General features: G+C 48.3%; 13 protein-coding genes and 3 pseudogenes. 5 read left to right on the forward strand and 11 right to left on the reverse strand.

Going from position 1 to position 18702, the window contains the following annotated elements; all coding sequences use genetic code 11:
* Nucleotides 1-7 precede the first annotated feature (7 nt).
* The gene (locus BWI97_RS23220; RefSeq protein WP_094812109.1) at nt 8-595 is read right to left on the reverse strand and encodes a Crp/Fnr family transcriptional regulator; all 588 of its coding nucleotides are present in this window, start codon (nt 593-595) and stop codon (nt 8-10) included.
* Between the two features lie 551 nt (nt 596-1146).
* On the opposite strand from BWI97_RS23220, the gene BWI97_RS23225 reads away from it, so the two are divergent.
* Complete coding sequence (locus tag BWI97_RS23225; protein WP_199182075.1) at nt 1147-1806, forward strand: recombinase family protein; 660 nt, start codon at nt 1147-1149, stop codon at nt 1804-1806.
* Nucleotides 1807-1874: 68 nt separating this feature from the next.
* Here BWI97_RS23225 and BWI97_RS23230 read toward each other — a convergent pair whose 3' ends face one another.
* The gene (locus BWI97_RS23230; RefSeq protein WP_102203010.1) at nt 1875-2264 is read right to left on the reverse strand and encodes a hypothetical protein; all 390 of its coding nucleotides are present in this window, start codon (nt 2262-2264) and stop codon (nt 1875-1877) included.
* Between the two features lie 1289 nt (nt 2265-3553).
* On the opposite strand from BWI97_RS23230, the gene BWI97_RS23235 reads away from it, so the two are divergent.
* A complete protein-coding gene (locus BWI97_RS23235; protein WP_158242826.1) occupies nt 3554-4969 on the forward strand; it encodes a glycosyltransferase in 1416 nt (471 codons plus the stop codon).
* Nucleotides 4970-5308: 339 nt separating this feature from the next.
* Nucleotides 5309-5626: a putative quinol monooxygenase gene (locus tag BWI97_RS23245; protein ID WP_233207975.1), complete on the forward strand. Its 318-nt coding sequence runs from the start codon at nt 5309-5311 to the stop codon at nt 5624-5626.
* Nucleotides 5627-5729: 103 nt separating this feature from the next.
* On the opposite strand, the gene BWI97_RS23250 is transcribed toward BWI97_RS23245, so the two are convergent.
* Entirely contained in the window at nt 5730-6653 is a 924-nt protein-coding gene (locus BWI97_RS23250) for a hypothetical protein (RefSeq protein ID WP_233207976.1), read from the reverse strand.
* Between the two features lie 501 nt (nt 6654-7154).
* Between BWI97_RS23250 and BWI97_RS23255 the strand changes: the two genes are divergently transcribed.
* Both BWI97_RS23255 and BWI97_RS23260 read left to right on the forward strand, forming a co-directional pair.
* Nucleotides 7155-7754 carry a cysteine hydrolase family protein gene (locus tag BWI97_RS23255; protein ID WP_094812180.1) on the forward strand — a complete coding sequence of 200 codons (600 nt, stop codon included), beginning with the start codon at nt 7155-7157 and terminating at the stop codon, nt 7752-7754.
* A gap of 337 nt (nt 7755-8091) precedes the next feature.
* The gene (locus BWI97_RS23260; RefSeq protein WP_094812178.1) at nt 8092-8514 is read left to right on the forward strand and encodes a YegP family protein; all 423 of its coding nucleotides are present in this window, start codon (nt 8092-8094) and stop codon (nt 8512-8514) included.
* On the opposite strand, the gene BWI97_RS23265 is transcribed toward BWI97_RS23260, so the two are convergent.
* From BWI97_RS23265 to BWI97_RS23300, 8 genes and pseudogenes are all read right to left on the reverse strand, one after another.
* Complete coding sequence (locus BWI97_RS23265) at nt 8461-10869, reverse strand: TonB-dependent receptor domain-containing protein (protein WP_102203014.1); 2409 nt, start codon at nt 10867-10869, stop codon at nt 8461-8463. The genes BWI97_RS23260 and BWI97_RS23265 overlap by 54 nt on opposite strands.
* Nucleotides 10870-11370: 501 nt before the next feature.
* A complete protein-coding gene (locus tag BWI97_RS23275; RefSeq protein ID WP_102203016.1) occupies nt 11371-12264 on the reverse strand; it encodes a cyanophycinase in 894 nt (297 codons plus the stop codon).
* A 92-nt stretch (nt 12265-12356) separates the two neighbouring features.
* Nucleotides 12357-13808, reverse strand: a pseudogene (locus BWI97_RS23280) (phytoene desaturase family protein).
* A gap of 20 nt (nt 13809-13828) precedes the next feature.
* A complete protein-coding gene (locus BWI97_RS29295; protein ID WP_369826655.1) occupies nt 13829-14278 on the reverse strand; it encodes a hypothetical protein in 450 nt (149 codons plus the stop codon).
* 118 nt (nt 14279-14396) lie between these two features.
* Nucleotides 14397-15068 (reverse strand): annotated as a pseudogene (locus BWI97_RS29300) (molybdopterin-dependent oxidoreductase); the annotation flags it as partial.
* 20 nt (nt 15069-15088) lie between these two features.
* Complete coding sequence (locus BWI97_RS23290) at nt 15089-15661, reverse strand: c-type cytochrome (protein ID WP_102203017.1); 573 nt, start codon at nt 15659-15661, stop codon at nt 15089-15091.
* Nucleotides 15662-15665: 4 nt separating this feature from the next.
* Nucleotides 15666-17337 (reverse strand): annotated as a pseudogene (locus BWI97_RS23295) (hypothetical protein).
* A gap of 6 nt (nt 17338-17343) precedes the next feature.
* A complete protein-coding gene (locus BWI97_RS23300; protein ID WP_102203018.1) occupies nt 17344-18693 on the reverse strand; it encodes a hypothetical protein in 1350 nt (449 codons plus the stop codon).
* Nucleotides 18694-18702: the final 9 nt, after the last annotated feature.

Here is an 18702-nt window from a genome sequence, read left to right on the forward strand (position 1 = left end):
GGATCAACTAGTCCTGACTCCGAATCATGCGGTTTTTGCGAATACGGCTGATAGTCTCCGGAGCCAGTCCCAGATAGGAAGCAATCAGGTGTTGGGGGACGCGTTGGATCATTTGGGGAAAGTTTTCGGCCAGTTGCCAGTATTTTTCTTCGGCCGTATGCGTAATGGAACTGATGAGACGTCGGTCTTTCGTAACCAGACTATTCTGATAAAGCAATCGGAAATAGCGTTCCATCTTGGGAATGCTCGTCATCAAAGCTTCGTAGTCGTTCAGGGAAATCATTAATAACTCACTGTTCTCCAGAGCATCAATGTTGAGTATAGCTGCTTCGCCTTTTAAAAAGCTTCCCAGATCTGATACCCACCAGCCTTCCCAAGCGAAAAGATTGATATGCTCATGTCCCTTTTCGTCCACATTGTAAGAGCGGAGCAAGCCTTTGACTACAAAAGACAAATGCGTACAGACCTGACCTTCCTGAAGTAGATACTGTCGTTTTCGTAGCTTTTTGACCACGAAGAACGATTGTAGGACTTCCTTTTCCTCCGGGGTTAGCTTTACTTTTTCCTGGATATGAGCGAATAATACTTCAAACATGCCTTGTCAGTTTTGAATCTGCCTTCCTGAATCGTCCCCGTTTCTTACGAACGGTGATGCGATGCTCTCGTTCGATTTACTGAAGAATGATCCCTTTCGCCTCCGTGCTTCTGTCCGATAGTATCGGTCCAGAACACTCAGCCATCAACAGCACGGTTCGGTTAAGGTTCCCCTACTCGCCTGCAACCCAAAGCTGCAAAAACTTCTTTGCTGGAAAATCTCCTGTACCTATCCTACGAAAATCAAGTGCTGTACCCCTTTTCTAAACGCAGCTACCCAGGGAGCAGAGCAGCTTAACCGTGGCATCAAACTAACTGCTTCATGAGTCGACGATCCCTAATCTTACATAAGTGGCAAGCCAAGTAAATGCTGGGCGGAGCAAACCTTGGAACCATCTTCATTACTTAATCTGAAGAGAAGCAAAAAATCATTGAATTTAATTATGATCGATTTATGAATAACCTTTTATAAACGTCCGTTTATAAAAGGTTATAAAAGCAAAAATGCGTAATTTTACAACTATTTCGCTCATCAGATTTTCTTATCGATTTATGCAGTACGTTGCTTATTACCGGGTATCTACCTTAGCTCAGGGAAAATCGGGGTTGGGTCTGGCCGCTCAGCAGGAAATTGTACGACGTTTCGTTCGGGAAGGCGAAGTACTGCTTCAGGAATTTGTGGAAGTAGAATCGGGTAAGAAATCGGAGCGACCGCAGTTAAAAGCAGCCATTGCTTTTGCCAAACAACACCGGGCCCGATTGTTGATCGCTAAACTCGACCGGCTCTCGCGTAATGCCGAATTTATTTTTACGCTTCGGAATGCGGAAGTAGATTTTGTGGCCTGCGATATTCCCGATGCCAATACGCTTACCATCGGAATTATGGCGGTTCTGGCCCAACACGAACGGGAGCTAATCTCGGAACGAACCCGCAATGCCCTTCAGCAAAAAAAACGTCAGGGCTATTCGCTGGGCTCACCCGAGAACCTGACTTCGCAGGCGATTGATAAGGGCCGTCAGCAACGCATCGCTAACGCCCGCATGCATCAGGCCAATCGGCAGGCAGCGGAACTGGCTCGTTTGTACCGAAACCAGGGGCTCACCTACGCTCTCATTGCCGAAAAACTTAATGCAAATGGATTCAGGACCCGCAGGGGACAGATTTTTCACCCCATGTCCGTACGCAGATTAATTCTGCGACCCGAGGCCTGAAGCACCCGGAAAGTAAAAGTCCCGGGTTCAGAACCCGGGACTTACGTAAGCGAATAGGTATGGGGGAATTAATTCACAAATACCATGCGAGTGGGCTTATCGGTATTGATGCTGATGTCTTTTTTAAGGGTAGTTTCACCATCAGTCACTTCAATGTGGTATTGACCATCGGCCAGTTCGTTCATATCAAAACGGCGGGCGTAGCCGGTAGCGTTTTTACTGATGTTTTCACTGAAAAGCACATCGCCCTTGGCATTTCGCAGGGAAACAGTTAGTTTCTTACCCGCTACTTTTTCCAGCATGAAGTTGACTTTACCCTGCTGTCCCTTAAAGACATTCATGGTATAGGAGGTTCTTGCGGTTTCCTTAGGATCTTCCGCTGGACGAGGAGCAGCAAAGCTGTTCAGGGTAACGAAAGCAAAAGCAAGAGCGAACAGAGATTGAATGGAAGTTTTCATGGCTTTTATCGATTGAGATTGACAGGCAAAAGTGAGCTAATCGGTTGTTTAGAAAATCATGGCTTGGGTACGTTCATCAAAGGCGACTGGCCTGATTGATGATTCAAAGTTGGGTTGAAAACAGGTACTATGCAATACAAAGTAGTATGTAAGGCTTGGTTGCTGGATGAGCGGTGCTTGACGGGGTTTGCGTTCCAAAACGGCTGACCTTATTTACACACCAAGGATGCAGCGAATCAGGGCTGCGTTGCAGTCAGGGCCGTGTTTTTTAATATTTCAGGGATGAATGGTGTGTTCGTCAGGATGAGCGGAAAAGTGGGATGACGCGAACCGATAGTGGGGACTTACGAAGCGTTAGGTTATAGAAACACTAGTTACCAGAACTCTCCTTCTCTATTTATAATAGGATGCAACAACTGAAAGACAAACCCTGTCCAGCCTTTTTAAGTAGACAGGTACAGCCAGATTTCTTCTTCTTCCATGCATTCTACTGATCGGTTGAAGCCCGGTCTTATTTATGCAAATGTTTTGCGGCTAAAAATAAATTTATACATTTTTGCAAAGGTGTCGTCAGGGAAACGCTTCGGAAAATTCATTTCAAGCAAGTATTTCGTACTTTACTCATACAAATGATTTCGCTACTAAAAGACCTATCCAGTAACAGATACGTTCTCTTACAACTCCGCTTTTCCTCCCAACGTATTCTATGTAATGCTATACGCTTAGTAGCTACTTTATTTTCCGGAGTTCAATTCATTTTTCACTAATACGCAGGTATTAGTGAAAATATAAATCCTCATTTATTCCTATCACCCATTCAAATGAACGTAAAAAAAAGATTTTTACTAATTGCACCGTGGGATTATCAATTATACATGGTGATTGAAAAAAATCTTATCAGCTTAGGGTATGATGTTGTAGTGATTCATAATAATTCTTACCCTTTTACCTACAAAAATGTCAGTCAGCGTACGACTAACTTTTTTAGAAAGACTTTCTTAAAAGATAGAAACTATAAAAATACCCTACGGCATAATTTTAATCAACAAACGCGTTTATCGCTCGTAAAAACGTACGATCACTATGATGTAACATTAGTAATCCGAGCGGATTTCTTCCCTTTAGAATTACTACTGGAAGCCAGAAAAAGGAGTGATAAGTTTATTTCATTTCATTACGACGGTATTTCGAGGAATCCAGAAGTTCTTCCTAAAGTTCATTTATTCGATCGTTTTTACGCCTTTGACAAAACTGATGTTGTTAAATATCAGAAATACGGTGTACAATACGTGCCCAACTTTTATTTCGATTATCCCGACGATTTGCCCAATATTGAAACCAAAAATAAAATCTATTACATCAGTTCATTCCATCCTTCCCGCCTCCAGGCGATTATCGATTTCCACAAATTCATTACCAGAAAGATAAGTCCGGTACAATTCGATTTTGTTTATAATTTATACGACGAAGATAAAGTCCCTTTATACGTTAAAGAAAACTTCCATTGCCTGCATAAAGTTAATCCGTACGAAGATCAGTTAGTCCAGATAAAAAATACGGAGATTATTCTGGATTTCCGCATTGATGAACACCAGGGCTTATCTTTCCGGATTTTTGACGGACTGAAGCTGCAGAAAAAAGTAATTACGACGAACGCTACGGTTGTCGACGAAGATTTTTATCATCCGAATAATTTCTTCATTTTAACGGAAGAGAATAAGGAGGAACTGGATGATTTTCTAGCTCGTCCCTACGTAAAAATTGACGAGAAAATCCGGTCGAAATATTCCTTTACGAACTGGCTGGCCACCATTACGGATTATACACACGGGCAGTTCCACACAGCGACTAAACCCCTGATTAGTATCATCATCCCCTGTTACAATAACGAACGGGTCATTATAGAAGCCATTCAATCGGCTGAAAAACAGAGTTATAAAAACGTCGAAATCATTGTAGTAGACGATGGTTCTACGGATCAAACCTTCGCTATCATTTCTGAGTACATCCAGGGTACAAACAAAAACGTCAAACTTTATACAAAAACCAATTCCGGACCGGCCGCTACCCGCAACTATGGTTTTGATCGGTCAAACGGGCAGTTTATTGTGTTTCTGGACGGCGATGATAGGCTGCACGAGGAATTTGTTGAAGAACATTTCAACGCCTTTATTCAGCATCCGAATGTCAATTTAGTGTATTCGAACGCCGAATATTTCGAAGGAAGAACTGGCCCCTGGCATATTATTGATTACAACAAGGATGACTTACTCATCTCGAATTCCATTCCCATTTTTGCTATGATTAGTGCAGAAACCTTCGAAAAGGCAGGGAAATTTGATGAAAATTTACCTTGCCTTGAAGATTGGGAATTGTGGATTCGGGTGTTATCAAAAAATAAAAATGTTTACAAAATTGATAAATCCCTTTATTATTATCGTAAACGCATCGAGAAAAATTCATTAACGGATAATATCGATTTCCACGCTAAATCCATTATTTACTATCATTATATTTACGAAAAACACATTGATTTATACCGTGAAATGCACCTCGATCTTCCCCGCCTGTTAGATTCATACCGGGCGAACCGGCAAAATCATCACGCTTTTCTTCGGTATAAACGAAAGTATTATTCCGTATGGTACCGGAAACTATTCTATAAGCTGTTTAAGCCTGATTTTTATAAAGAAATCTTTCCCTAACTAGCAATGTTCAGTAAAAGATAAAGTTTACATAGTTACTGACCATCAAAAGCAGTAGCGTTTACTTTTATCTTTTCAAATGTAACATTGCAATACTTATTTTTAAAGTTTCCGAGTACCCCATCCACTCTACATTACGAAAGATAAGTGTACTAATCTGATCGCCGGGATTGCCTTCGGTTTCCGCCAGATTAGTACGCTTCATGTTCATGGTTGAAAACGTAATACCACGGACGATTCCAAACGGCTTTTCTGTATTCCCTTCCATTTTAAAAAAATGTTTCCAGGGACTTACATTCAAAAGTGAGCTACACAGGCCGCTGACTTATCTACCTATACATGTCAATCACGAAATACGGTCTTTTTGGAAAGTTAAAAGCCCTGCCTGGTCAGCGACAAGCTCTAGCCGATTTTTTACTGGAAGCGGCTCGGCTGCTGCATACAGCCTCCGGTTGTCAGTTGTATTTGGTCAGTACGGATGTTACAGATGCCGATACGATTTGGATAACTGAAGTCTGGGATACGAAGGAAGATCATGATCGTTCTCTACAGATACCCGCCATACGAGAACTCATTGGGCGGGCCATGCCTTTGCTGGCCGAACGCCCCGAACCTGGCATGACCGTAAACGTACTAGGTGGAAAAGGACTTGCGTAATTCTTGGACGGATGCTTCTTCTGTCTTCTTATAACCATACAATCACGAGCCCCTTACGATCTTGTGAAGGGGCTCGTGTTAAAACCTTGTTTTGAAAGTTCAGCTATTTTGCCTGCTGAACGTACCAGTTTTTAGCTACTAGCTTGTCCTTGATTCGGCGGGCGATGATCTGATAGCCCAGCGAGTTCAGGTGCAGGTAATCCGAGCGAACGCCCGCTGGAAATATATCCTGAGCCAGTTGAGCCTGATCTTGGGCAGTTGGCGTATACCCTACGGCTTTCAGTTCGTCGGCCGTGGGCGGAGTCATGGGCACAAAGTTGCTGCCGTAACGTCGCTGGAGTAAGGCATTGAAATCCGAAATCTGCTTGTAACCAGCCGTACCTTTCGTTTCCTGATTACTCATCAGAATGCCTAATACCAGATAAAATTTAGGATTCGGCAGATAGTTAATACAATTGTCGATCAGATTGACAATCCCATCAAAATCGGGTACATCGTTTCTTCCCAGCCAAAGGACCTGAAGAGCCGACTGATAAGCCACGGCGTCATCCGAAATAAAGACCGAATCGGCGGGAACGGACACGGTACTGGCTTCGGCGGGCGTCAAGGTGTAGCTCTCTACCTGAGCCTCTCCCCCGCCCTTCGCCGTACGGGTCAGTGTACAGGGCACTTCGTTTACCCGACCCTTTAATGTCATGGTCAGGTTGTTGGCAACCGTCGACAGCAGTTGCGTCGATAGCTTGGTTACTTTTATGGCTCCTGCTCCGTTAAATGCGTTTCCTTCCACGCTTAGCGTGACTGGAATTCCGCCCTGACGGGCAACAATAGCCCGACTTACCTGACCATCAATTCCAAAATTCTTGACGGTATAATTGGGTAATTCGTTTGCCAGCACCGTTGGATAAGGTGTACCTCCTTTGCCAAAGGTTAGTGAATCTCCCCAGCACGCTATCTGGGTTGGTGGGGGTACACTGGACGGTTTATTAGGAAATACGTCATCGAGTACCTGGCATGAATCCAGGAGCATACTTCCCAAGCCTAAAAGGCTAGCCCTTTGTAAAAAGGATCGACGGTTCAGCAACCCTCGATCGGTTACTGCTTGATTGTGTAGAGACACCGGATGAAGATTTGATTTGAAGAAGGTTTGACTTATGATATTTTTTAAAAAACTGTACCTGTTTTCTGAAGCTGCCAACGTACGCCTATCATTAGCCTTTCCAGTCTAAATACAAAACGCACACAGTCAGAGTCGTATACAGCTAACCGTAATCGGGATTCACCAAATGTTTCGCTGACGTATAGCCGATCCAAGAGCAGGTATTATTTTCCCCAGCCTCGTTCTGCTCCTGCTCCTTAAAATGGCTAACAGTTTCCGTCAGGCCCTTTTTTGATACTTCCGGCCATACCTACGAAAATGAATCAGGCTGGTATTCTTTTTGTTCAAAAAAGTGTTAGCAAACGGTTTTACACCACGCAAGTCGCCTGATTTAGGCCTTGAGTAATTTCTACCACCAATCCATCCAACCTTATGAGTGAAAAGAATGCCGATTTACATGGCAATGTCCTCGAACAGTCTCCCGTTGCTTTACTGGTGATTGACATGATCAATGACCTGGAATTTCCCGAAGGAGAAGAATTCGTTCAGTCATCTGAGCAGGCAGCCCGCAATATTGTAAGATTAAAGGAACAGGCCCGGCAACATCGGATTCCCGTTATTTACGCCAATGATAACTTCGGACGCTGGCGGTCGGACTTTAACGAGGTTATTGAGCACGTGCTCCACGATCAGGTGCGGGGCCAGCGGCTGGCCGAGCTGCTCCGTCCGGATCAGGATGATTATTTTGTCCTTAAGCCCAAACATTCCGCTTTTTACGCCACTACGCTTTCCACGCTTTTGCAGTATTTTCAGGTCAAACGTTTAATCCTTACCGGTATTTCAACGGATTCCTGTATTGCCTTTACTGCTTCGGATGCGTATATGCGGGATTATGAAGTATATGTCCCTTCGGATTGTACGACGGCTCGCAATGAAGAATTCACGAAAACTACGCTGGATTTTCTCGAACGCAGCGTACGGGCTGATACAACACCCTCTACTGAGCTGGACCTGGGAAAGCTGCGTCAGTGATTCATAAGAACGTAAAGGCATATATACGTCTACGTTGACTGCCAGGGCCTTTTTTCAGGCAACCAAGGTTTTTTTACCATTAGCATTCTTTACGAACAGAAACCCCGCCCGGTCTACCGGGCGGGGTTTCTGTTCGTACCTGTTTTTTCGGTTTTCCCTTAGGAATAAAGAGCTATGAAACATGAGCACTTTCCAAAAAACCTGAAAAAGGTACCTGAAATGCTACGTTAAATGCTATACGTCGAAAATTTCGCCAATTGGCTTAAATAAGTACAAAATTTACATCAGAAAACACAGTTGGACGTTTCCGCCAAACACTTTTTAACAACACCGTCCTATGGCCAAGTTTGAGATTTTCCGCAGTAATATTAACGCCCTGTACTACTTCAGTTTCATTACCGATCAGGGTCAGCAGATTCTTTCCAGTGAAGGTTTTTTAAGTCCGAATGGCTGCTTACAAGCCATCACGGCAGTCAAAGCCCGGGCTTCATTCCGAAATGCGTATCAGCGTATCGAAAATAACGGTTACTTCCGTTTTGATATGCTTTCGGACAACTTACAGGTCATTGCCAGTAGTAGTGCTTCGTACGCGACGATGCAGGGCCTTGAGGCCGCTATTGACACACTGAAAACGGAAGCACAGGAAGCTCCGGTTTACGAGTACACGCCCAAAGGATACCAGATTTTATCCATACTACCGAAGGGCTTAGCCGCCCTGCTCTTCATCCAGGCCTTTAGTTTTCTTTTTAGCCTGACGTAGGCGATAGTTCAAAGTCAGATTAATCTGTCGTAATCGCCCCTGACTGTTGGATTCTGTGTAAAAATTACTGCCTTCGGTAATGGAACGAAAGCGTCGCGAGTTAAAGACGTCGAGTACGTTGAGCGTTAGCGTTCCATTGCCTCGCAAAATATCCTTACTCATCGATAAATCGAGGGTGGCCAGGGCTTTACGCGTTCCCTGCGGCGTTTGCTGGGGAGCTTCGTAATTGGCCCGGGCCTGTACATCCAGATTTTTCCAGAACGTAAATCGGTTGGTCATCCGGGCAAACCAGCTGTAGGTATCACTTTGATAGGTGGCGTCGAGATTGGCACCGTCGGTGATAGCCCGGAAAAAGTTAAGGCTGCCGTCAAGTTTCCACCAGGTTTTTGGTGCAAAAGAACTGGTAAATTCCGCCCCGTACGCATGTTCGGTTGCCAGGTTTTCGGGCCGGGTGGTTGAATTTCCGCCGTCATCCACCCGGCGAATCCGAATGATTTTTCCGTCCGTATGGCGATAGTACAGCGAGGAAGTAAACGATCCTTTCTCGACGTACTTGATATGCCCGACTTCAAACGCGTGCGTAAACTCCGGATTCAGATCCGGATTGCCGCTGTAGAAGTTCCGACTGTCACTAAAGGTCATAAACGGACTCAGATCGTTGTACTGCGGCCGTCGCACCCGGCGACTGTAACTGGCCTGAATGGCGTGCTGATGGGGCAGGTCGTAGGTGGCGTGTACGCTGGGAAACAGATTGGCATACTGCCGGGGATTGACCTGATTGGTTTGTTTCAAGGTAGTTGTCACATCGGTAATTTCACCGCGTAAGCCCAGCTGATACGAGAACTTGTGGGCCTTGTTTCCCAAAATGGCGTAGGCCGCGTGAATGCGTTCTTCGTAGAGGAAGTTATTGGTAAGGCCTTCTAGGGGTTGCCAGCCCGTTTCGGTCCGCTGAGTTACCGAATAATTATTGGTCATATCGCGAAAACTACTGCGAATCCCCGCCTCCAGCTTTCCTTCTTTCGCAAAGGGCTGTACGTAATCGGCCTGCAAAAGCCATTGCTTTTCCGTTTCATCGTTCAAGGCCCGCTGTAAAATGGAAGGAGTACTGCCGCCGCCGGGATAAAACGTTTGCTGGGTGAAATACTGATCGGAGTTTTCCCAGTTATCCAGGTATCGGATATCCGCCGTCAGTTCGTGGCCCGCACGGGCGAAGGTTTTTTTATAGGTAAGCACGTACTCGGAATTCGGCTCGGTTTCCGTTTCGTCCTGCGTCCGTTTGGTTGTCGCCAGTAATTCGGGACTTTGGTACTGATAATCCAGATACTCCAAATTGGTAAAGCGTTTGCCCTTGCTCGTCCGCCAGGTATACGCCGCTGTCAGGATGCTTTTTTCGCTGAAGTAATAATCCAGTCCGGCCCGGGCGTTATTATTCATCCCCTTAAGTTGGCTTCGGGAATTTTGTCGGGAAACAAAGGTGGAATCATTCCGATACACTTCCTGATACAGGTTATTCCGACCGGGGGTATTCCGATAAGCCAGCGTATAATTGACGAAAAAATTCAGATTCCGACGACGGTAATTGACGTTAGCGGCCAGTCCATAATTGGTCGGATGTCCCGTAATTACATCGAACGAGCCGTTGATTCCCTCCTGCCGTTCTTTCTTGAGAATGATATTAATGACCCCTCCCATCCCCTCGGCTTCGTAACGGGCGGAAGGGTTGGTAATGACTTCAATTTTTTCAATGGCACTGCCCTGTAGCTGTTGCAGTCCACTCCCACCCTTGATACTGACCAGTCCCGAAGGTCTGCCATCAATAAGAATCCGGACGTTGCTGCTGCCGCGTAGGCTTACGTTTCCTTCCACATCCACGGCTACGGAAGGTACATTACTCAGAATATCCGAGGCCGTACCACCCGCGTTGGCCAGGTCTTTGCCAACGTTAAATACCCGCTTGTCGAGCGTCAATTCCATCGAGCTTTTTTCGGCCTGTACCACCACCTCTTTCAGGGAATTACTCGTAGGGGTCAGTTGAATAACGCCCAGATCCAGGGTTTGGGAGCGTACCGATAGAGCCGCTGTTTTGACGGGCTGATACCCGATGAATTCGATTCGGGCGAAGTAATTTCCCGGCGTACTGGCAAGGTTGAAGGCACCGGATTCGTCGGTAAGCGTACCGGCCACGAACGAACTATCCGGCAGTCGGAATAATCGCACGGTAGCCGAAGCCATGGGCGTCTGCTTTTCCTGCACCCGCCCACGAATGCCCGACTGAGCCCAGACCGGATTCGAAAAAACGGATATACAGGTAAGCAAACAAAAGAAGCAATAGAATAGTAGAGGTTTAGAGGTCATTCCTGAGGAAATAGCGAGGTCGTAAGGCTTGAAAGTACAAGCTATTTCGCAGAACTATTCCAAACATTGGATTTATTCGAGTATAAATACGACAAGAACGCGGAAGATGAAGATTTGGAGTGCTATGGGCGGGCGGATGGGTGGATTGTTGTTGGTTGTCAGTTGATAGTTGTTGGTTAATGATTAACAGCTACTCGAAACAAGCAAACTTCTTCATGGACGACCTAAGCCCAATCCCCGTCCTATCACATTCCATGTCGGAATTCCATTCCGGGAATCGCATTCCGGGAATCGCATTCTGGGGCTCAAGCCGCTTTCCATTCCATGGCGGCCACCATGGGATGGCCCCCATGGAATGTATACGGACTAAAAGACCAGCTCCGTCAGCGGGACGAAAATAGTCTTGTAATAACATTACCATCAGTAGCTTTTAGTAGGAAATGCATACGAACCAAAAGACCAGCCGTCTCACCGACACAAAAAACTAATTCATCAAAAAAACTAACGACCCCTCATTACTTTCCTCTCCCTCAAATCATACCGCTGCCCCTGACTCAACAAAATAAACCCGCCGTTGGACGCAGTAAACTGCTCTTGTTGACCCTGCACATGAGGCTCCCTTTTCCCTACAATGGTTTGGTAGTCATACACCGCCACGTACGATTTGCCCAACACTTCCAACTGATCTTGTTGTACAACAATGGCCGTCGATTCGTCCAGCCCGATCCCAATCAGTTGCGGAGACTGGCGGATGAAATCAATGAGATCAAACTGCCGATTGCGTTTGAGTAAATGCTGATCAATTGCGGAATTTTTCAGAAAACCCAGTCCCTGTGTATGATCGCCGACGAGGATGTCAGCCCCCTTCATATCGCCCCGCCACAAAAACGAACCCTGAATACTCGCTCCCGCCGAACTTCCGGCGATGACCCCGCCCCGGTTCAGTACCTCAAAAAAAGCCTGATGCGTACGGGTATTAAGGTAGGAATCCGCAATTCGCCACTGCCGACCGCCGATGAAGTACACGCCCGTCGCTTCCCTGAGCGGAGCAATAAACGCGTCACTATTGGCTTCCGTCAGGTTTTTGGTGTGGAGAAGCGTAACCCGGCTCACGCCCGACTGTTTCCGGATACTCTCCAGATGCGTCGGACTCAACACCGCCGAATCACCCGCTGCGGCGGTAACGACGACAATGCGGGCTTTCTCTTTGCCTCCAGCCAGTTCCACAAACCGGGCCCAGATTTCCGGTCCCACGGTACCACCACCAATGATGAGTAGCGAACCCTTTTCGGGGCCGTGGCGAGTGGTACTTTTTTCATTGATGACAATCGGTGTCTGGGCTGAAAGGTCAAGCGTCCAGACGATTAAGAAGAAAAGTAGAATGAATTTTTGCATACGTCAGGAAGAAAACCGGAAGATAGAAACCCTCCGCTACAAAAGACTTAAACAGCGATTTTCCGGAACAGAACCGCGACCAATGCTTACGCTTAAGGAATTAGCGTCCGATTTTCCTGAATCTGGAATACGTCCTGTAAGGCCTTGCGGGCCGCATGATAGCCGCACATGCCATGTACGCCCCCCCCCCGGAGGCGTGGACGACGAGCAGATGTACAGGCCTTTCGTTGACGTTCGATACGGCGAAAAGCGTAAGGCAGGTCGGGTGAACAGTTGGGTAATATCAAGAATTCCGCCGTTGATATCGCCACCGATGTAATTGGGATTGTGCTCCTGTACCTGAGCCGTATTCATGACGTGGCGAGCCAGAATTCGGTCTTTGAAACCCGGAGCAAAGCGTTCTACCTGGTTTTCGATGGCTTCGGTACGATCCCGCGTGGAGCCGTTGGGCACGTGGCAGTACGCCCAGGCCGTGTGCTTGCCTTCGGGAGCCCGCGAAGGATCGTACTGACTTTGCTGGGCCAGCAAAACGAAAGGCTTCTCCGGGTAGCCGCCCTGTGAACTAAGCTTTTCGGTGTCCGTGATTTCCTGAAGAGTGTTCCCTAAATGCAGGGTTCCGGCGTTCCGGCAATTTTCGTCGGTAAACGGAATCGGAGCGTCGAGAGCCCAGTCAATTTTGAAGATACCCATCCCGTAGCGGTAACGTTCCAGTTGCCAGCGATACAAGGGGGAAAAGGTATGTCCAGCAATTTTAAGCAATTGTCGGGGCGTAATGTCGAACAGCACCGCGTGCGAGGAAGGCAATTGCTGTAAGGATTCGACGTAAAAGTTGGTTTCGATTTTTCCGCCTAGTGACTGAAAGTACGTTGCTAAGGCCTGAGCAATTTGTCCCGAGCCACCTTTGGGTATGGGCCAGCCCCGTAGATGGCCAGCCGTTAAGAGTACCAGTCCAATGGCGGAGGTGGTGAGGTTACTCAAGGGTTGAATGGCGTGGGCGGCCATACCGGCTAACAGTCCCTGAGCCTGCGTTCCTTTGAATAAATGTTTAAACCAGGTCGCCGGCGGTAAAGCCCGTAAGCCGAAGGCGCGAAGTCCAGGGGATGCGAAGGAAACGTCAGCGGACCGAGCGTATCGACCGCCACCTTGGGCCAGGTTTTGGTTAGAAATCCGGCGAGTTTTTCGTAGGCCCGCTCATCCACGCCCAGCGTTTGAGCGGTTTTTTGAATAGATTGAAACAGTACCGCTGCCGGACCCACATCGAAGGGATGGGCCGCCGCGACTTCGGGATAGATGAATTCCAGACCAAAATCCGCCAGCGGAAGCGTATTAAAGAAGGGCGAGCCTGCCGCCAAAGGATGAATGGCCGAACAAATGTCATGCTTGAAACCTGGCAGGGTAACTTCCTCCGTACGGAGTCCGCCCCCGATGGTTGATTTGCCTTCCACCACCAGCACCGAAAGTCCCGCCTGTTGTAGCGTGATGGCGGCAGCCAGTCCGTTCGGACCGGAACCTACCACTACGGCATCGTACTCTTTTTTTGTCATACCTTCATCGACCGGAACCGTTACGTTCGGAGCAAAACCTGCCCGTCGCGTTGGAGCACCCAGCCCGTAATGGGATTGAAATGATAGCCGCCTTTGGAACCACGGGCGGCTACTAACTGCTGATAGGTGGGTTGGACATAACCAGTTTCGTCGGTCACCCGGCTCTGGATTTCGGTTTCCGTACCATCCCAGTGCCAAAGGTAACGAAAACCCGTATGGGCCTTATCTAAAATGGGTCCCTGGATCTGGGCCAGTTGCCAGCTACGACCGCCATCGGTACTCACTTCCACCCGATCTACCTTACCACGACCACTCCAGGCAATCCCCCGAATTTCGATCCAGCCCTTTTGTACCTGAGCCGGATACGCCGGAAAGGTAATGATGGAACGGGCGTCAATGTCGAAACTGAAATAACGGATCTTGCCGTCTTTCACCGGTTCGGTATACTTGGACGTTTCCTCGCGGGTCATAAAGGGTTCGTCGGAAAGTTCCAGTCGCCGAAGCCATTTGACACTCATGTTTCCCTCGTAACCCGGCAGAAACAACCGAAACGGATATCCCTGCTCGGGGCGAATGGCCTCGCCGTTTTGGGGCGTACACGATCATGGCATCCGACCAGCCTTTCGCCAGTGGAATACTGCGGGTCATCTTCGCCGCGTCCGATCCTTCGGCCAGAAACCACTGGGCCTGGGGCTTCACTCCTACTTCCCGAAATAAGGTAGAGAGCATGACACCCGTCCATTCGCTCTGGCTGGTTAGGCCGCAGATGTCCTGTGGACTCAGCTTCGGATTCCCCGAACGAAAATTACCCGAACATTCCAGAAAGCAAATCCGCGTAACGGATGGATACCGCTTCAAATCAGCCAGCGTCAATACCAGTGGCTTTTCTACCAGCCCGTGAATCAACAACTCGTGCTGAGCCGGATCGATGGCGGGAACACCGTTGTGATTCCGTTCAAAATGCAAATCCGAGGGCGTAATCGTGCCGTATAGATTTTGTAAAGGCGTTCGGGAAGAAATATCCGACGGTTTTTTGACGGGCTTCTCAAACGGCGACCGCGTGCCGACTGTGCCGGGTGGTACACCCGGCACTTTGGTCGGGTCGGTCTTCCACTCTTTTTCTGACAGAGCCGCCTGTACAGCTTTGCCGAACGGAGCCTGAGCCAGCACGATCGCGGCGGTAGCCGCTCCGCCTAATAGACTTCGCCGACTGACTTTTTGTTCGAGTACAACGGGTTTTTCTCCGGGTAATACTTTCATTGGTTCTTTCAAAAACGGCTTTACCGGATTATGGGACCTCCACTACGGTCGTCCAGAATATAGTTGGCTTTAGCGGGCATTGCCACGCGGGGTAAGGTCTGAGCATCGAGCACAAATCCAGGCTGGATCCGCTGGTTTTTTTCCAGCAAAAAAGCCGTCAGACTGTACACTTCAGCGTCGGTCAGACTGCCTGGAGCGTTAAACGGCATAGCCCGCCGGATGTAATCAAACAACGTCGTAGCGTAGGGCCAGTAGTTACCAATACCTTTGGTTTTGCTGGTATCCGAAACCACTAGTCGGTCATTGGGACCTTCTACGCCCGTTTTGCCGTGACAGGCCGAACAACGTTCCGCATACAGCACGGCTCCTTTCACGGCCGTCCCCGAACCCAGTGGTAAGCCTTTTCCATCGGGACGAATGGCACTATCCCAGGCTTTGATCCGTTCAGCCGTAGCCGGACGACCCAAGCCATAAATGGTATCAGCAGACATCCTTCCGACCGTAGGGCTTCGGGGCTGGGAAAAGCTCAGACTGGCCCAGGCTCCCAGCCCCAATCCGGCCCAGAGTAGTCCTTTTTTTACAATTAAACTCATCCTTCTAATCGTATTTACCCGCTTTCAGGGTACTTTCGGAAAGAGCGTATTTGCGGGGAACCCGATCGAGTACTACGTGAATCGAATCTCTGTTTTCATTAATCCCTGACAGGATGACTCGGTTTCCTCCGTTAATGGCTTGGTAGTTCAGAATCATCCGGTTGCGTAGCGGCGTGGGTGCTTTCACGGTACCGTTGTTGCTACGATCCCAGCCTACGACCTGCGAACTTTCGCCGCCGGGGTTTTCGGCTTCGCTGATCATCCCACGGGTGCGGCGGGTAGATCGGGCCAGCGGATGAATTTTTTCATCTTCCGAACCGATAATCGCCAAAGCTTCCTTGGGTATCCAGCTGGCCACGACGGGTTTTGCTTTGGCTTCTGTACGAGCCGCTTTTCCCTCAACCTCCCGCGTTTCCCGGTTCTGACGACCCCGGTTTTTGTCCTGTAAATACAAGACGTGATGCAGGGTATCCGCTTCGTAGTAGAAGACGCGTTGCCCACCCGCGACGCCCGTCAGCTCGAAGGTTCGGTTGATGTCCCGCATGGGCGAGCCGCCGCCATTGGACAAATCCAGATCCACGGGTCGGTTGACTTTAAACGTCAGCGTCGTCCAGTTTTCGAAGGTGGCTTGTTGCCAGCGTACGGAATCCAGCGGCGAGTAGGGAATGACCTGGTTGTTGATTTTAAATTCCGTCACTTCATAATTTCCCCGCAATTCCGACACGCCTTTGAGGGCGGGTTGTTTATAGGATCGTACAGAAAATTCACGCCCTGCAGGTAGAAAAACCACACCACAAACACCCCAATTACTCCGGTTTTTAGGAAAACCCGGCTCCATTGTTGCCAGGGTTTATCAAACGAAGGATAGTAATGAACGGGAATGGTCAACTGTTCGCGAACCAGCAAATTGTATACTTTCGGAATATCGTAAATGAGCAAAAAGCCGGATAGCAGCACGAAGTATGAACTATATACGTGGACGCCTCCGTCGTATTCGAAGTTAACAAAGACAATGTCAGCCAAAGCTCCAAATAATAATACGGAACCCCAGAAGGTCGTGGCTCGGAAAAACAGTAAGGCTCCAGCCAGTACTTCTACCACACCCGCGAACACTTCGTACCAGGGGACAATGCCAATGGAAAGCCAGTAGATTTTTTGTAGCGTCAAATCACCAAAATCGGTATTGAGAACGCCCAGCGAAGGATACGGCAGTTGCGTAGGGAATAGTTTGGTATACCCGAAACCGATAATACCAATCCCCGCCCGGTAGCGTACGACCACCCGAAGCCAGTAATACAGTCGCTTGTACTCGCGAGGCTGAGGTTTGCGGCGACTATCGATAAAGGTCCAGACCAACCCTACCCCGATGGCAAAAATCAAGGTGATTACCCAAGTGGCGTAGCATTGAGCGGGCTACCGAAAATCTTGTTTCCGAAAATGTTCAGACCGGAACCAAACCGGGCAATGTCGTACAAATCGCGGTAATGCAGTCGCGTCCAGTCAAACGAAAACAGATCTTTGTACCAGCCTGGATCATTGGGCAGAGCAAGACTCACAAAAAACACGAAAGCAATGCGGAAGAGAATCTTCTGCCAGGCCGTCCAGAATGGAGGCCGAAGCTGCGTTTTAGAAGCCGCCGTTTCCGGACGTAAGGTATCGACAGGGAGCGTTGACATAGCGGTTTAGAGTTTAAGACCTTTACGGCGACCTACTTTTTTAGCTTCGTGAATCAGATACTTTTTGTCCACCTGGTTGAGTACGACGCGGATGGAATCGCGGTTTTCGTTGAGGCCTTTCAGCAGGATGGTTCCAGCTTCGGGACGCTCGTAATGCAATACCAGTTGCTCGCCTTTGTAATGGCGGTTTTTGTTTTTCAGCAGCAGTGTATGAGTCAACGAATCAATCGTGTAAGAATAATAGTGACGACTGATCGAACCGGTTGATTCGTAGTTTCGCAGGGAATCAGCGGCGAAAATTTCTTCCGTATTGAGCGAATCGATCTGCACCGGACGGTTGGAGCGAATACTCAGGGTAGCCCAGGTTTCGAACACCACATCTTTCCAGCGAACAGGGTCGGTTTTCGAGTAGGGAATGTCCGTTCCATTGATGATAAATTCGCTGACATTATAGAGCCCCGCTGCCTGCGAAAGTCCTTTTTGCCGGGGATACTGATACGATCCTTTGCGGTGACCAGCGTAGGTTTGATAGCCGTAGAAAAAGACGAAGAAGACGATAAAGGCCAGCTTGCCCATCAGCCTGGCGTTTTTCAGCCACTGCTCGGAGAACACGGGCTGAAAGCGATTGGGCTTCGTAGCTTTTTCCAGCGATAGTAATGTAAAGAGTCGAATCGCATCGAAGGAAAACAGAAACAAAGCCAGACTGATCAGGTACAGACTGTACACGTATTCACCACCCTCGTAGGCCAGGTTCGAAACAAAAACGTTTCCCGTAAACGGCAGAATGATGAGCGTGGCAATCGTAGCCGTTTTCCGATGCAGGAGTAGTAAGCCACCGATAATTTCAATCAGACCCAGGAAGGATTCGTAGGTTGGTACGACGCCCAGACTCAGCGAGAAAAGTTTCCAGGCCGAAAAATCGCCGTAGTTGGTATTCAGATGACTCAGCGAAGGCAGCGGCGATTGTTCGGGAAAGAACTTAATGAATCCATACGCCAGCACACCCACGGCCAGCCGATACCGAACCAGCACCCGCAGCCAATAATACAACAGGTTGTATTCCCGCTTCTGGCGATCGAATGCACTCCACACGACCGAACCCACCAAGGCGATACCCGCCACGATGGCCCAATTGAGAAACGTGTCCGCTCCATCAATGAATTTGGGACTGTACCGCGACAGGTAAAAAATTTCGCGGTAACTCAACTGTAGCCAGTCGATGGAAAACAGATACTGGTAATACTTGTAATCGAGCGGTACGACCTGAATGAAAAAGTACAGAAAGAAAAAGCGGAAGATGGCTTTTTCGGCCGTACTCCACGCGGCCGGTTCCGGGAGATGCGTTGGTTGATCCATCGTTTGAAT

Source organism: Siphonobacter sp. BAB-5405, from assembly GCF_002872335.1.
Taxonomy (GTDB): Bacteria; Bacteroidota; Bacteroidia; order Cytophagales; family Spirosomataceae; genus Siphonobacter.

Excerpts from the sequence above, each read along its gene's own strand:
- BWI97_RS23300 (WP_102203018.1), bottom strand. The coding sequence starts at position 18,693 with ATGGATCAACCAACGCATCTCCCGGAACCGGCCGCGTGGAGTACGGCC.
- BWI97_RS23290 (WP_102203017.1), bottom strand. The coding sequence starts at position 15,661 with ATGAGTTTAATTGTAAAAAAAGGACTACTCTGGGCCGGATTGGGGCTG.
- BWI97_RS23230 (WP_102203010.1), bottom strand. The coding sequence starts at position 2,264 with ATGAAAACTTCCATTCAATCTCTGTTCGCTCTTGCTTTTGCTTTCGTT.
- BWI97_RS23250 (WP_233207976.1), bottom strand. The coding sequence starts at position 6,653 with ATGCTCCTGGATTCATGCCAGGTACTCGATGACGTATTTCCTAATAAA.
- BWI97_RS29295 (WP_369826655.1), bottom strand. The coding sequence starts at position 14,278 with ATGACCCGCGAGGAAACGTCCAAGTATACCGAACCGGTGAAAGACGGC.
- BWI97_RS23275 (WP_102203016.1), bottom strand. The coding sequence starts at position 12,264 with ATGCAAAAATTCATTCTACTTTTCTTCTTAATCGTCTGGACGCTTGAC.
- BWI97_RS23255 (WP_094812180.1), top strand. The coding sequence starts at position 7,155 with ATGAGTGAAAAGAATGCCGATTTACATGGCAATGTCCTCGAACAGTCT.
- BWI97_RS23260 (WP_094812178.1), top strand. The coding sequence starts at position 8,092 with ATGGCCAAGTTTGAGATTTTCCGCAGTAATATTAACGCCCTGTACTAC.
- BWI97_RS23225 (WP_199182075.1), top strand. The coding sequence starts at position 1,147 with ATGCAGTACGTTGCTTATTACCGGGTATCTACCTTAGCTCAGGGAAAA.
- BWI97_RS23220 (WP_094812109.1), bottom strand. The coding sequence starts at position 595 with ATGTTTGAAGTATTATTCGCTCATATCCAGGAAAAAGTAAAGCTAACC.
- BWI97_RS23245 (WP_233207975.1), top strand. The coding sequence starts at position 5,309 with ATGTCAATCACGAAATACGGTCTTTTTGGAAAGTTAAAAGCCCTGCCT.
- BWI97_RS23265 (WP_102203014.1), bottom strand. The coding sequence starts at position 10,869 with ATGACCTCTAAACCTCTACTATTCTATTGCTTCTTTTGTTTGCTTACC.